Raw genomic sequence first — 13619 nt, 5'->3', positions numbered from 1 at the left:
TTTCGCGGGCCTGTTGTGGGCCGGGGTGCGGGCGGGGTGTGTGCCGTGGGGCGCGGACTGCCGTGCGGGCGGGGGGGTTCAGGCGTTGCCGAGGCCCCCGCAGACGTTGAGGGCCTGGGCGGTGATGGACGCGGCGAGGTCGGTGGTGAGGTAGCCGACGAGGCCGGCGACCTCCTCGGAGGTGGAGTAGCGGCCCAGGGGTATCTTCGCCTCGAACTGCTCCTGTACGTACTCCTCGGTGGTGTCCCACATCTGTGCGTAGCCGCTGCGGACGCGGGCGGCCATGGGGGTTTCCACGTAGCCGGGGCAGACGGCGTTGACGGTGGTGCCGGTGGGGGCGAGTTCCTTGCCGAGGGCCCTGGTGAAGCCGATCACGGCGTGTTTGGAGGCGGAGTAGGGGGCGCCGAGCAGGACGCCCTGCTTGCCCGCGGTGGAGGCGATGTTGATGATGCGGCCCCACGGCTCGGAGCCCAGGCCGCCGTTGTTGAGGACTTCGCGGGTGAGGCGGAAGACGCTGTTGAGGTTGGTGTCGATGACGTCGTCCCACAGTTCGTCGGTGATGCCGGCGGTGGCCCCGCCGCCGCTGCGGCCGGCGTTGTTGACCAGGATGCTGACGGGCTCTCCGTACGCTGCGACGGCTGCGGCGACCAGGGCCCGCACGGCGGCCGCGTCGCGTACGTCGGCGGCGGCGCCCTCCACGCTGAAGCCCTCGGCCTGCAGGTCGGCCACGGTCTGTTTGACCGCGGTCTCGGTGCGGGCGCACAGGAACACCCGGTGCCCGCGGGCGCCCAGGTCGCGGGCGACGGCCAGGCCGATGCCGCTGGTGGCGCCGGTGACCAGTGCCACGGGCCTCTCGGGGGCCTTGTCGATCGCCTTCACCGTCATTCCTCGTATCCCTTCATCGCTCGCCAGGACGCTCTGAGCGTGCCGGGGGGCACTCGGGGCGCGGCGGAAGGCGGATGGAGGCGGCGCGGGCGGCGGCGGGGCGGGCGTGCCGGTGCCCCGCCGGGGGTGTCCGCGGCGGGGCGTGCGGGGGCGCGGGCGTGCGGGGCGGGGCGTGCGGGGCGGGTCAGCGGCCGCGCCAGGATCCGGGGCGGCGGGGCCGGGGGGCGGCGGGGGCGCGGTCCCAGGCGGAGGGTGCGGTGCGCGGGGTCGGGGGCGGGGCCGGGGGTTCGGCGAGCACGGCGGTCAGGACCGTCAGGAGGGCGGCGGTCTCCGCGGCGTCGGGCCGGCCCCGGGTGATCTTCCAGTGCGGCGGCGGCCCGGGGACCGGCGTGTCCCCCGCTGCCCCGCCCGCGGGTGCCGGCGCGGTTGCCGGCGCGGTTGCCGGCGCGGTTGCCGGCGCGGTTGCCGGCGCGGTTGCCGGCGCGGTTGCCGGCGCGAGTGCTGCCGCGGTTCCGCCCGCGGTTGCGGGCGTGGTTGCGGGCGTGGTTCCGGGCGTGGTTGCGGGTGCTGCCGCGGTTGGTGGCGCGGCGGTGGTGCTCATACGGGCGGGTTGCCGTGCTTGCGCGACGGCAGGTCGGCGTACTTGGGGCGGAGCATGTCGAGCGAGCGGATGAGGACCGAGCGGGTTTCGGCGGGGTCGATGACGTCGTCGACGAGGCCGCGTTCGGCGGCGTAGTAGGGGTGCATGAGCTCGGCCGTGTACTCCTTGATCTTCTGTGCGCGCATCGCGTCGGGGTCGGCGGCGGCGGCGATCTCGCGGCGGAAGATGACGTTCGCGGCGCCCTCGGCGCCCATGACGGCGATCTCGTTGGTGGGCCAGGCCAGTGCGAGGTCGGCGCCGATGGAGCGGGAGTCCATGACGATGTACGCGCCGCCGTAGGCCTTGCGCAGGACGAGGGAGATCCGCGGGACGGTGGCGTTGCAGTAGGCGTAGAGCAGTTTGGCGCCGTGGCGGATGATGCCGTTGTGTTCCTGGTCGACGCCGGGCAGGAAGCCGGGGACGTCGACGAGGGTGACCAGGGGGATGTTGAAGGCGTCGCAGAACTGGACGAAGCGGGCCGCCTTCTCGCTCGCGTGGATGTCCAGGACCCCGGCGAGGCTGGCGGGCTGGTTGGCGACGAAGCCGGTGACGTGGCCGTCCATCCGGGCCAGCGCGCACACCACGTTGGTCGCCCAGGCGGGCTGGATCTCGAAGTAGTCGCCGTCGTCGACGACTTCCTCGATGACGCTGCGGATGTCGTAGGCCTGCTGGGGGTTGGCGGGGACGGTCCGCGACAGTGCGTCGGTGCGCCGGTCGGGCCGGTCGCCGCCGTGTTCGCGCGGCGGGGTCTCACGGTTGTTGGAGGGCAGCAGCGAGAGCAGGTGCCGTACGTCTTCCAGGCAGCTCGGCTCGTCGTCGTAGGCGAAGGCTGCCACGCCGGAGACCGCGGCGTGGACGTCGGCGCCGCCGAGGCCGTTGTGGGTGATCTCCTCGCCGGTGACGGCCTTGACGACGTCGGGGCCGGTGATGAACATCTGCGAGGTGCCGCGGACCATGAACACGAAGTCGGTCAGGGCCGGGGAGTAGGCCGCGCCGCCCGCGCAGGGGCCGACCATCACGCTGATCTGCGGGATGACGCCGGAGGCGCGGGTGTTGCGCTGGAAGATGCCGCCGTAGCCGGCCAGCGCGGAGACGCCCTCCTGGATGCGGGCGCCGGCCCCGTCGTTGAGGGAGACCAGCGGGGCGCCGGTCGACTCGGCCAGGTCCATCACCTTGTGGATCTTCTCGGCGTGGGCCTCGCCGAGGGCTCCGCCGAAGATGCGGAAGTCGTGGGCGTAGACGAAGACGGTGCGGCCCTCGACGGTGCCCCATCCGGTGATCACCCCGTCGGTGTAGGGGCGTTTGTCCTCCAGTCCCAGGCCGGTCGCGCGGTGCCGGCGCAGGGTCTCGATCTCGTGGAACGAGTCCGGGTCGAGCAGCAGGGCGATCCGCTCGCGGGCGGTGAGCTTGCCCTTGGCGTGCTGGCGTTCGGTGGCCCGCGCGTCGGGGCCGGCCAGCGCCAGGGCTTTGATGCCGGCCAGTTCGGCCGCGCGGTCCGCGGCCGGCAGGGGTGGCGCTTCGCTCGTGGTCATGTGGCTCCTCCAGGTCTGGGGCCGGATCCGGCCACCGTCGCGCGCGGTGCTCAAGACATCGTGGAAGTCCGCTCGAGCCCCGCATGAGACGGGGGTTGGGCGGCCCGCGGTCGGCGGCGGGTGATCCGGTGGTCCGGGGTCGGGCGGTCCGGGGTCGGGCGGGGGCGCGCGTGCGGGCGGGCGCCCTCAGGTCGCGCTGTGCAGGGTGAGGTGTCCGCGCCGGACCGTCCGCCCGGCGTACGGGGACGGCCGCCCGCGGCCGCCGGCGCCCCCGGCCGCCGCGGCGGGGGCCGCGACCGGAGCCGGGGCGGGGACGGTGGGGGTGTGCCGTTCTTCGCGGAGGGCGTCCCGCAGGGCCCGTGCGAAGTGGTCGATGTCCTGTGCGGTGGTGCCGCGGTGGACGGACGCGCGGACGGCGGGGGCGCCGCCGGCGGCTGCCGGGTGGAGCGGGTGCTCCTGCGCGACGGTCTTGGCGAGGACGGCGCCGTGGCGGGCCAGGGCGCGGCGCAGGCGGGCGGCGGGGACCTCGTGGTGGCGGAAGGCCAGGATGCCGGCCCGGTCGCGGCCCGCCGGGAGGAGTTCGACGCCCGGGGTCCGCTCCAGGACGGCGCGCAGCCGCGGCAGGAGGTCCTGGAGGGGCGGGGGGGCGGCGGCGTGGTGGGCCAGGGCGGTGTTCAGCGCGGCGACGGCGGCGGGCGCCGGTACGGGCGGCTGCCCGGGTGCGGGGCGGGCGTGCGCGCCGGGGCCGCCCGGGCTGGTGGGACTGGTGTCCCGGGCTCCGGGGCGGGTGTAGGCGAATCCGGTGTCCTGCGGGCCGCGCAGGAACCTCCAGCCGTCCGCGGTGAGCAGGTCGCAGCCGATGCGGGCGGCGTCGAGGGGGAGCTGGCCGGCGGAGTGGGAGGCGTCGACGGCGTAGCGGGCGCGGTGGGGGGCGAGGATGCGTCCGATCTCGTGGACCGGGTTGGCGGTTCCGCAGGCGGCGGAGACGTGGACGGCGCTGACGAGGGCGACGTCGGGGCCGATGTGGGCGCGCATCCAGTCCAGGTCGAGGTCGCCGTCGGGGCGCAGCGGGACGACGTCCAGGCGGCAGCGGGTGCGGTCGCGCAGGGCGTGCAGGGAGGTCAGCTGGGCGACGCCCTCGTGGGGGGTGGTCCAGATCCGGTCGCGGGGGCCGGGGTCCAGGCGGGCGAGGAAGGCGTCGAAGGCGTCGGCCGCGCCGGTGACCGGGAGGGTGTCGCGGGCCGGTACGCCCAGGAGGCGGCCGAGGCGTTGGCGGATCCCGGGGCCGGGGCCCGCGGCGAGGTGCTCGTCGAGGGCGCGGGCTCCGAAGCGGTCGTCGCGGGCGGTGCAGTCGGCGAGCACGGCGCGTACGGCGTCCGGCATCGGGCCGGTTCCCGCGGCGTCCAGGTGGGCCGTTCGCTGTCCGTGGTGTGTCGGCGCGTTCATGAGGGGCCTCCCCCGCTGTCGGCCGCGGCACGTCCACGACCCCGTTGTCCCAGGTGTTGCCATATCACTTGGCAATACATTGCCCACCCCGTGGCGGCTTGGCAATGCCCGCTCCGGTGAAACTCCAGCCGAGGGCTCTTGGCACATTCCGGCAAGTCCGGGAACGGCTTCTGTCACATCACGGTGTGTGCAGGTCAGGGCAGTTGGAAGGGGACGGCCGGGGTGGTCGGTGGTGTGTTCCGGGGTAATTCTCTGCCGTGCTCCAGTATTTCTCCAGTGATTGACGAGCAAATCCCCAGCGGGTGTTGCCAATCTTCTTGGCAGAAGACTTGCCAAGCAGAATCAAGCAATTGCTCTGGAGGGGTCACCATGAGGAACATCGCCCGCGTCGTCGCCACCGCCGCTCTCGCCACGGCCGCCGTCCTGACCGCGGGCGGCGTGGCCGCCGCCGACGGCGGCGGCGGCTCCATCGACTGGCCGGTGGCCCCGGCCTCGGCCCCGGCCGCCGGCCCGTACGCCGGCCCCGCGGGCGCCCCGGCCGCGGGCCGTATCGACTGGCCGTAGCCGTACCGCCCGCATCGCCCGCATCGTGCAACGCCCGTACCGCGTCCCGCCCGCCTCGCCCGTACCGCGTCCCGCCTGCCTCGCCCGTACCGCCCGTACCGCCTGTGTCCGCCGGGGTTCTGGTGCCCGCCCGTGCGTGGGTCCGCCCGCTCGTGCCCGGCCGCGTCCCGTGGGTGATCCGTACGCCGCGGCCTGCTCAACACCGTTGCTTGGAAGGCGACTTGAGGCCCGCTACAGGAAGGGGCCGGGTGCCGTCCACCCCGGCTAGCGTGCCCGCAACGGGGGCGGTTCCCTGGCCATCTGAGAAAAAGAGCCAGGGGACTCGACGAGTACGGAGGAGACCATGAGGATTCGGGTGCTGGGTCCGTTGAGCGCCGAGGTCAACGGGGGGTCCATTGTCCCGACCGCGGGCAAGCCGAGGCAGGTGCTGTCGCTGCTCGCGCTCTATCCCGGTCGTGTCATGCCGGTGCCCACCCTCATGGAGGAGATCTGGGGGACGCAGCCGCCGCAGAGCGCGCTGACGACCCTGCAGACGTACATCCTCCAGCTGCGCCGCCGGCTGGGCACCGCGATGGGGCCCGACGCGCCCGGCGGCGCCAAGGAGGTGCTCGCCACCCGGCACGGCGGCTACCTGCTGCAGATCACCGAGGACAGCGTCGACGTACACGACTACGAGCGCCTGGTGCGCGAGGGCCAGGCCGCCTTCGAGACGGGCGACAGCCAGGTCTGCGCCGACCGCCTCCGCGCCGCGCTGGACCTGTGGCGGGGCCCGGCGCTGGTCGACGTACGGGTCGGGCCGATCCTGGACATCGAGGTGATGCGGCTGCAGGAAAGCCGCCTGGTGACGGTCGAGCGGCGCATCGACGCCGATCTGCGGCTGGGCCGGCACAGCGAACTCCTGGCCGAACTCGCCGACCTGACGGCCCGCCACCCCCAGCACGAGGGCCTCCACTCACAGATCATGGTGGCCCTCTACCGTGCCGGACGCCAGGCCGGCGCCCTGGACGTCTACCGCAGACTCAGAGCCCGCCTCATAGAAGACCTCGGCGTGGAGCCCTCGCCCCAGCTCCAGCGCCTCCACCAGGCCATGCTCGCCGTCGACCCCGCACTGGACGTCCTCGCCGGACCGCGGCGCACCTCGACGTTCGACCTCTTCGCCGCGTAGACCGCCCCCGCGCCCCTGACCCCGCCCGCCCCCGCCCCCCGCCTGCTGACTACGCCCGGCCCGCCCGGCCGGCCGGCCGGCGCGGTCAGGGGCGGACGCCGTCAGGGGCCGGCGGGGTCAGGGGCGGGCGGGGTCAGGGGCGGTGCGCCGGCAGTGCCGCGACGCCGCGGGCGAGCGCGTCCGCGCTGTCCTCGGGGCCGGCGAGGCCGGCCATGACCACGCTCACCGGGACTCCCCCGGCGTCCGCGAGGGCCCGTGCGAGGCCGTACGCCGCCGCCGCGCCGGGACCGCAGCCGGCCAGTACGAGCCGTCCGCCGGGCCCCCGCAGGGCGGTGAGCGCGGCGGGCACGCCGGCGCCCGGGGCGGCGTCCCACTCCAGCACGACGACCGTCTCGGGGCCCCGGTGGCGCCGCGCGAACAGCTCGTAGCCGCCGGCCGTGACGCCCGGGGCGGCGAGGAGGCAGAGCACGCCGGCCGAGGGCTCCCCCCGGCGCAGCGTGCTCAGCGCGGGGCGGCGGGGGGCGGGCGGGCGGGGCGCCATGGCGGGGGGCCGCGCGTCCGCGAGGAGGTCCAGGGCCCGGCCGACGGTGCAGTGGGGGTCGGCCAGCACGGCCAGCCCCCGCAGCAGGCGCACGCACTGGCCAAGGACGGCCGAGGCGTCCGCGTCGGCCAGGCGCGCCCGGTCGTAGACGGCGTCCAGGACCAGCGCGCCGGCACTGTCGTGGCGGGCGCCGACGGTGACGGGCAGGGCCGCCGCGGGGCCCGCGGCGCGCGGCGGGCCCGCGGTGACGCCCAGGACGGCCAGCTCCCCGCTTACGGCGGGCGGCAGTTCGGCGGGGCCGTCGAAGGAGACGGCGCTCTCGGCGAGGCGTCCCGCGCCGGGCCGGCCGGTCCACTGGCGGATCAGGTCGCCGCAGACCCACGGGTAGGCCGTCATGTCGAGCAGGGCGTCGCGGACCTGGTGCAGCAGTTCGCCCAGCGGCGCCGCCGGGTCCACCCGCACCGTCAGCGGCAGCGGTCCGGGGGGCGGCCCTGGCAGGCCCGCGGCGCCGGGCAGGGCGGTGTCCCGGCCGCGGAGGCGGACCCCGAACGTCACCCGCAGCGGGCCCCGTACGGCCGCCGCCCGGTACAGCAGCAGCGCCCACGCCGCGTGCAGGGCGCTGCTCTCGCCGGTGCCGCGGTCCGCGGCCCAGGACCGCAGCCGGGAGCTGTGCGGCTCCCCGAGGTGCCGGCGCAGGCGTCCGGCGCCGCTGTGGCCGGTGCCGGGGCCGGCTGCGGGGCGGCCCACGGCGGTCGCGGGGCGGGCGGGGGGCGCGGTGCGCGTCCACAGTTCGCGGGCGCCGGTGCTGTCCTGGCGGGCCAGCCAGCGGGCGTGGTCGCGCAGGTCGGGCCGGCGCTCGCCGCCCGGCAGGTCTCCCCCGGCCAGGTAGGCGCGGTAGAACTCGCGGAGCAGGAGGTGGACTCCGTACTCGTCGAGCAGGGCGCGGTGGCAGGTCAGCAGTATCCGGGCGGGCTCTCGCGCCTCCCCCTCCAGCACGGCCAGGCGCAGCAGCGGCGGCCGGGCCGGGTCCAGGGCGCGGCCGCGGTCCGCTTCGAGGAGGTCCTGCCAGGCGGTGGTGGTGCGGGTGTGGTGGGCGATGGCGACGGCGGCGCGGGGGTGCAGGACGAGGCGGGGCAGCGTGGTGAAGTCGAAGGCGGCCCGCAGCACCGACTCCCGTGCGCACAGGGACTGCCAGGCCGCGTGGAAGCGGTCCCGGTCCAGGGGGCCGGACCAGTTCCAGTACACCTGTTCCAGGTCCTGGCCCCGGCCGGGAGGGCCGGCGGCGGCCTCCAGGAGCAGCTCGCGCTGGTACCCGGTCAGGGCGATGGGCTCGCCGGCGGCCGGGCCGGGGCCCAGGAGGTCGGCCAGCAGGGTGGCGCCGAGCGGCGCGGGGGCCGGCGCGGTGCCCCGCGGGGGGTGTCCGGGCAGGATGCGCAGGGTGTGCCGGGCGGGCCCGCCCGCCTCCACGGTGATCTGGAGGCGGCGGTGGCGTCCGGCGATCCACGCGGCGAACCGTTCGGCGTCAGCGTCGTCGCGCAGCCCGCGCAGTTCCAGGGTCAGGACGCTCCCGGGCGCCCCCGGGGCCACCTCGTGGACCACCGCGAGGACCGTCCCGGACCCGTCCGCGGCGCCCGCACCGCTCATCCGGCGCCCCGGGCGGTGCGGGCCGGCGGGCGGGTGCGGCGGCGCCCCTCAGACCCCGGCACGGACACGGTCCGGCGGGCACGCCAGGTCCGGCGGGTTCTGCGGGTCCGTCAGGTCCGGCGGGCTCGGCAGGCTCGACGGGCCCGGCGGGTTCTGCGGGCTCGGCGGGTTCTGCGGGTCCGTCAGGTCCGGCAGGCTCTGCGGGCTCGGCAGGTCCGGCAGGTCCGGCGAGTTCTGCGGCCCCGGCAAGTTCTGCGGGCCCGTCAGGTTCTGCGGGCTCGACGGACTCTGCCGGCTCAGCAGGTCCGGCAAGTTCTGCGGGCTCGGCAGGCTCGGCGGACCCGTCAGGTTCTGCGGGCTCGACGGGCTCGACGGGCTCTGCGGGCAGGGGGCCGCGGCGGGTTCCCTCGGGTTCACGGCGTACGCCTTCCCTCGCCCCGGCCGGAGGTGACCGGTCGCGGGAAGCGTAGTAGCGCCCCGGTCCCGGGCCCCTGTTCCTCGAGCGGGCCTGCAGCACTCCGCGAACCGGCGTCGACCCCCGCCGCAGGACCGGCCGGGACGGCGGAGGCGGCAGGGACGGCCGGGACGGCGGGGTGGTGGTGGGCCTCGCTGACCAGGTAGCGGTCCTGGACGAGGTGTCCGGCGACGCTCCACTCCCCCGCCGCGGCTTGCGCGCCGCCCGGCACGGTGGCCAGGACCAGGCGGCCCCGGCCGTCGCGGGCGAACCCGAAACCGGTCAGCGAGAGCCCGGCCCCCGGCCCCAGGGCCCGGGCGCAGGCCTCCTTCAGGCCCCACAGGGACAGCAGGCGGGCCCGCCGCTCGTCCTCGGGCAGCGCTGCCAGCAGCGCTCCCTCCCGCGCGGTGCACACCCGTTCCAGGAGCGGCCCGAAGGAGGCGTCGGGGCCGGTGCGCTGCGCGTGGACGCCGATCGGCCCGGTGCGGCTGACGCCGACCACGATCAGCTCGCCGGCGTGCGCCCGGCTCACCTCCACCTCCCCGCCCGGCCCCCGCAGCACGGGCCGCCCGCCCGGGTGGCGGCCGAGTTCCAGGGTGTGCGCGGGCGCGTCCAGGGCGGCGGCGGCCGCGTACTTCACGACGGCGCGCGAGACGGCGAACCGCATCCGTCCGGTCCCGGCGGGCGTCTGGCGGTAGCGCGGCCAGTCGTCCCCGAGCAGCGGGCGCAGCGCGGGGTCCAGGAGCACGGCGGTCAGCCACTGCCCCCACGTCGTGCACACGACGGCCCGGCCCGTGTCGTCGAGCCGGTCGCCGACCTCGTCCCAGGGCCCCTCCGGGCCCGGGACGTGCAGGGGCGCGTCCGCGGCCGGCGGCGCGGCGGCGTCCGCGTCGGGGGCTCCGAGCGGACCGGAGCGGGCGGGGATCATCCGCGGCCTCCTTCTCGTGCGCGTACTCGTCGCGCCCGCGCTCGTGCGCGTGCCCGTGCCCGTCGCGGGCCGGTCTCGTGCCCGGCGCGGGCCCCTCGCGTGTTCATCGCAGGCGGCGCACCGTGTTCTGCGCGTGCCAGCGGGCCAGGCGCAGTGTCTGGGCGCCCGCGCGCCCCAGCCAGGTCCGCACGTACCGGCGGGCCTCGGCGAGGCCGGTGCCCGGGCCCAGGACCTCCTCGACGGCCTCTTCGCGGAGCATCACCTGCTGGGCGCAGACGGCCCGTACGCCGTCGCGGTCCGGTACCAGGGACCACTCGCCGCTGTGCGCGGCGATCAGGCGGGGTGTCACCAGTTCCTTGTAGACGATCCGGGCGGCGGAGGGGAAGCACAGGCGTACCGCCCGGGTGCTGAGGGTGCGGCCGTCGGGGGTGGCGCAGGTGTCGAGGGAGGCGATCTGCACGCCGGGGGCGTCCTCGACGACGGTGGCGGCCTCCACGTGGGGGAGGCGTTCGGGCCAGTCGCCGATCCGGTAGAGGAAGTCGTAGGCCGGCTCGGCGGGGCCCTGGAAGTGCACGCTGTCCTCGAAGGACAGCAGCGTCGCGTCGAGGTGCTCCCAGCGTTCGGCGGTCTCCTTCAGGCGGGCGAGTTCGGCGGCCGGCTCCTGCTGCCACCGGTGGCGGCTGCGGGCGGTCTCGGCGGCGGGCAGGTGGTCCAGGGTGCGGTCCTGGCGCAGTGTCAGCAGGGACCGGCCAGCGTCCAGGGCCTGGACCGTCCAGGTCCCGGTCGTGGGCGCGCCCGGCAGGGCGGTGTCCTCGCGCTCGAACTCGACGGTCCGGGAGCGCGGGTGCAGCACGCGGCGCAGGTGGAAGGAGCGGACGCGTTCGCCCTCCACGTCCCACATCCGCAGCCGCTCGCGCACCCCGTCGAAGTCCATCCGCTCGACGTGGACGGGCGAGGGCAGCAGCAGCGGCCAGCGCACCGCGTCGGCCAGCACGCCGTAGACCACGCCGGCCGGGGCGGCCACCGGCACGGTCTGCTCGCTGGTGTGCACGCGCTGCGAGGACATGGGCCGGCCCCTCCCTGGTCGTTGGTGCGGGTGCGCTCCAGCCTGCGCCAGGGAACTCGAGGCTTCCTCAACTCCCGGCGGCCGCCACCCGGCCGGACGGAACGGCCCGGCCGGCCGCGGCGGGCGATGCGGGCGATGCGGGCACACCGGTCGGGGCGGGCGATGCGGGCCCGGCGGCCGCGGCGGGCACGCCGGGCGGGGCGGGGGGTCCGGCCTGGGTGAGGGCGTCGGCCAGGACCCGCCAGATCTCGGCGGCGAGGTCGATGTTGGCGTCGTCCTGGGCCTGTTGGGCCAGGGTGCGCAGGCCCTGTACGCCGGAGGGGTCGCCGCCCAGGATGAGCAGCTGGTGGCGCAGGATCTCCAGCCGTACCTGGCCGCGGTAGGTCATCCTGGGCTGGTCTGCCGCGAGTTCGGCGAGCAGGGTGCGGGCCTGGTCGTAGTGGCCGGTGGCGAACGCGAGGTCGGCTTTGAGGGCGGTCAGGTCCTGGCGCAGGGCCGGGGTGCCGGCGAAGGCGAGGGCGGCCTCCGCCTCGGCGGCGCGGTGTGCGGCCGAGGCGGGGTCGGCGGGCAGCCGCTGCAGGTGCAGGCGGGCGGTGGTCAGGCGCAGCCGGATCCACAGGATCAGGTCCTCCTGGCTGGCGAAGCGGTCGAGGGCCTCGTCCAGGCAGGCCAGCGCGCCGGCGTGGTCGCCCTGGCGGACGCGGACGGCGGCGGAGGTCCACATGGCCTCGGCCCACAGGGCGTCGGTGCGGCCCTCGAGGAGGGCGGTCAGCTCGTCGGCGTACACGCGGGCGTCGCCGACCCGGCCCGCCTCGGCCTGTACGGAGACCAGGGCGAGCAGGGCGGCGGCCCGGTCCTCCACGCCCAGCTGCTCGCCCAGGGCGATGCGGTGGGCATCGACGGCGGCGTCCAGGGCGGGGGTGATCTCGCCGATGGAGCGCAGGCAGCGGGCGAGGCGGGTCAGGCCGCGGACGCGGAGTTCGCTGACGCCGGCTTCCTCGCCGAGTGCGACGAGGCGGGTGAGGTGGTCGCGTTCGGCCGTGTGGTCGCCCTGGAGGCGGGCGGACTGGGCCAGGAGCCACAGGGCCTGCCAGCGCAGTACCGGGTCTTCGTGGCCCTCGGCGGCCAGGGCCCGGCGCAGTGCCTCGACGGTGTCGCCGGAACCGGTGGACGCGGCGAGGGTGAGGGCGTGGACCAGGGATCCGGTGGCCTGTTCCTGGAAGTCGCCGGGTTCCAGGCCCAGCCGTCCGGCCAGGTAGTCCACGGCCCGGCCGGTGGGCCGGCGCGCGCCGGACTCCAGGCGGGAGAGGTAGCTGGTGGACATGCCCTCGCCGGCCAGTGCCGTCTGTGACAGGCCCCGGGCCGTCCGCAGCTTCCTCAGGCGGTGTCCGAAGGCGGGCTGTCGCAGCATGAGCATCCCTGGGGTCGCGGGGAAACAATTCTGTCGGGAACCGGCACCGAGCGTAGGGTCCCGGCAACACGCGGGCAAACCTTTGCCACCGGTTCCCCGCCCGTCTCGTGCGCACGTCATGCGGTCCTTGAGCGGTCCTCCACCAGACCGAGGCAGACTCTCCAGAACCGGCCGTCGGACCGGCCGGTGACCTGCTCTTCTCGTAATTCAGCGCCTTGGAGTCGACGATGAGGCCACCGGCGTGCGCACCGCACGTGTCCCGGACACCCGCAGCCCACGCCCCGGCCCCGCCCCGCGCGGCCCGGACGCCCGGACGGGCCCGCGCCGCGTACCCCGACGACGACATCGACTGGCCGTAACAGCCCCCGGCGGCGGGGACCGCAGGGCCGCGGAGGCAGGCCGGGCGGCGGGGGGCGGCCGAGGCCGTGCGGCGGGGCGTGGGGTGGGGCCGTGGGGTGGGCCGGCCCGCCGCGGGCGGCCGGCGGTCCTGGCGGACGGCGGCGGCGATGGCGGCCGGGGGCACCGCGCGGGAGGTGGCCGCGCGCGCCGGGCCGCGAGGCCGCCAAGCCCGGTGACTTGGTGGCCCGATGGCCTGGTGACTTGGTGGCCTGGTGACTTGGTGGCCTGGTGGCCTGGTGGCCTGGTGGCTCAGGCTGGGTGCGGGTCGCGTCATATGATCACATGGCGGTATGACCACGAGGACGCTCTACCTGTTCTGTTCCGCAGCCCCGCCCGTCTTCGACGTGGCCCATGTGATCGAGGACGCCCAGATCCGCGGCTGGGACGTGTGCCTGGGTCTGACCCCCACGGCGGCGCACTGGCTGGCCGGGAGCCTGGACGGCCTGGCCGCGCTGACCGGGCATCCCGTGCGCTGGCAGTACAAGCTGCCCGGCGAGGACGACGTGTGGCCCGCGGCCGACGCGCTGCTGTTCGCCCCCGCCACCTTCAACTCGGTCAACTCCTGGGCTCTGGGCCTGACCGACCGGTTCGTGGCCGGTGTGGCCGCCGAGGCTCTCGGCAAGAACACCCCCGCCGTCGCCGTGCCCTGCGTCAACACCGCGCTGGCCGCGCACCCCCGCTTCGAGCAGTCCCTGGCCCTGCTGCGGGGCGCCGGCGTCGATGTCCTCTACGGCGAGGGCGGTTTCACTCCCGGCCCGCCCGGCCAGGACGCCCCGCCGCACTTCCCCTGGCAGGCCGCGCTGGACGCCGTGGACCGGGCGGGCACCACCCAGGCCTGACACCCCGCCGGGCCGGGCCGGGGGCCGCTCCCCCGCCGCCCGCCTGCCCCGCACGGGCGGGCGGGCGGCGGGGGTTCAGGGGGCGGCGGGGTGTCAGGCCTGGGT

General features: G+C 76.3%; 12 protein-coding genes. 3 read left to right on the top strand and 9 right to left on the bottom strand.

Translation table 11 applies throughout. From position 1 onward, the window contains the following. Positions 1-78: 78 nt before the first annotated feature. The 4 genes from OTB16_RS37425 to OTB16_RS37415 all read right to left on the bottom strand — a co-directional run bounded on the left by OTB16_RS37425 (position 79) and on the right by OTB16_RS37415 (position 4503). Positions 79-885, bottom strand: coding sequence for an SDR family NAD(P)-dependent oxidoreductase (locus tag OTB16_RS37425; RefSeq protein WP_267727142.1), 807 nt, complete (start codon positions 883-885; stop codon positions 79-81). A gap of 184 nt (positions 886-1069) precedes the next feature. Continuing rightward, positions 1070-1486 carry an acyl-CoA carboxylase epsilon subunit gene (locus OTB16_RS39780; RefSeq protein WP_420717879.1) on the bottom strand — a complete coding sequence of 139 codons (417 nt, stop codon included), beginning with the start codon at positions 1484-1486 and terminating at the stop codon, positions 1070-1072. Next, positions 1483-3057 (bottom strand): acyl-CoA carboxylase subunit beta, encoded by a 1575-nt coding sequence (locus tag OTB16_RS37420; protein ID WP_267727141.1) that lies wholly within the window; start codon positions 3055-3057, stop codon positions 1483-1485. Before OTB16_RS37420 ends, OTB16_RS39780 begins: the two co-directional genes overlap by 4 nt. 186 nt (positions 3058-3243) lie before the next feature. After that, entirely contained in the window at positions 3244-4503 is a 1260-nt protein-coding gene (locus tag OTB16_RS37415; protein ID WP_267727140.1) for an aminotransferase class V-fold PLP-dependent enzyme, read from the bottom strand. 369 nt (positions 4504-4872) lie between these two features. Here OTB16_RS37415 and OTB16_RS37410 point away from each other — a divergent pair, with 369 nt between their 5' ends. Further along, on the top strand, positions 4873-5067 hold the full coding sequence (locus OTB16_RS37410; protein WP_267727139.1) for a hypothetical protein: 195 nt from the start codon (positions 4873-4875) through the stop codon (positions 5065-5067). A gap of 343 nt (positions 5068-5410) precedes the next feature. Then, complete coding sequence (locus tag OTB16_RS37405; RefSeq protein WP_267727137.1) at positions 5411-6232, top strand: AfsR/SARP family transcriptional regulator; 822 nt, start codon at positions 5411-5413, stop codon at positions 6230-6232. A 133-nt stretch (positions 6233-6365) separates the two neighbouring features. Here OTB16_RS37405 and OTB16_RS37400 read toward each other — a convergent pair whose 3' ends face one another. From OTB16_RS37400 to OTB16_RS37380, 5 genes are all read right to left on the bottom strand, one after another. Continuing rightward, positions 6366-8417 carry a condensation domain-containing protein gene (locus OTB16_RS37400; RefSeq protein ID WP_267727136.1) on the bottom strand — a complete coding sequence of 684 codons (2052 nt, stop codon included), beginning with the start codon at positions 8415-8417 and terminating at the stop codon, positions 6366-6368. 48 nt (positions 8418-8465) lie between these two features. Then, entirely contained in the window at positions 8466-8834 is a 369-nt protein-coding gene (locus tag OTB16_RS37395; RefSeq protein WP_267727135.1) for a hypothetical protein, read from the bottom strand. After that, positions 8831-9799: a 4'-phosphopantetheinyl transferase family protein gene (locus OTB16_RS37390; RefSeq protein WP_267727133.1), complete on the bottom strand. Its 969-nt coding sequence runs from the start codon at positions 9797-9799 to the stop codon at positions 8831-8833. The genes OTB16_RS37395 and OTB16_RS37390 overlap by 4 nt, the downstream gene beginning before the upstream one ends. A 103-nt stretch (positions 9800-9902) precedes the next feature. Further along, positions 9903-10865 carry an SRPBCC family protein gene (locus OTB16_RS37385; RefSeq protein WP_267727132.1) on the bottom strand — a complete coding sequence of 321 codons (963 nt, stop codon included), beginning with the start codon at positions 10863-10865 and terminating at the stop codon, positions 9903-9905. A gap of 67 nt (positions 10866-10932) precedes the next feature. Beyond that, positions 10933-12276 carry a helix-turn-helix domain-containing protein gene (locus OTB16_RS37380; protein ID WP_267727130.1) on the bottom strand — a complete coding sequence of 448 codons (1344 nt, stop codon included), beginning with the start codon at positions 12274-12276 and terminating at the stop codon, positions 10933-10935. A 689-nt stretch (positions 12277-12965) separates the two neighbouring features. On the opposite strand from OTB16_RS37380, the gene OTB16_RS37375 reads away from it, so the two are divergent. After that, entirely contained in the window at positions 12966-13514 is a 549-nt protein-coding gene (locus OTB16_RS37375; RefSeq protein ID WP_267727129.1) for a flavoprotein, read from the top strand. Positions 13515-13619 lie beyond the last annotated feature (105 nt).

This window comes from Streptomyces antarcticus (assembly GCF_026627255.1).
GTDB classification, from domain to species: domain Bacteria; phylum Actinomycetota; class Actinomycetes; order Streptomycetales; family Streptomycetaceae; genus Streptomyces; species Streptomyces antarcticus.
Note: the sequence above shows the minus strand (reverse complement) of the source record. Positions and strands in the feature narration are given on the sequence as shown.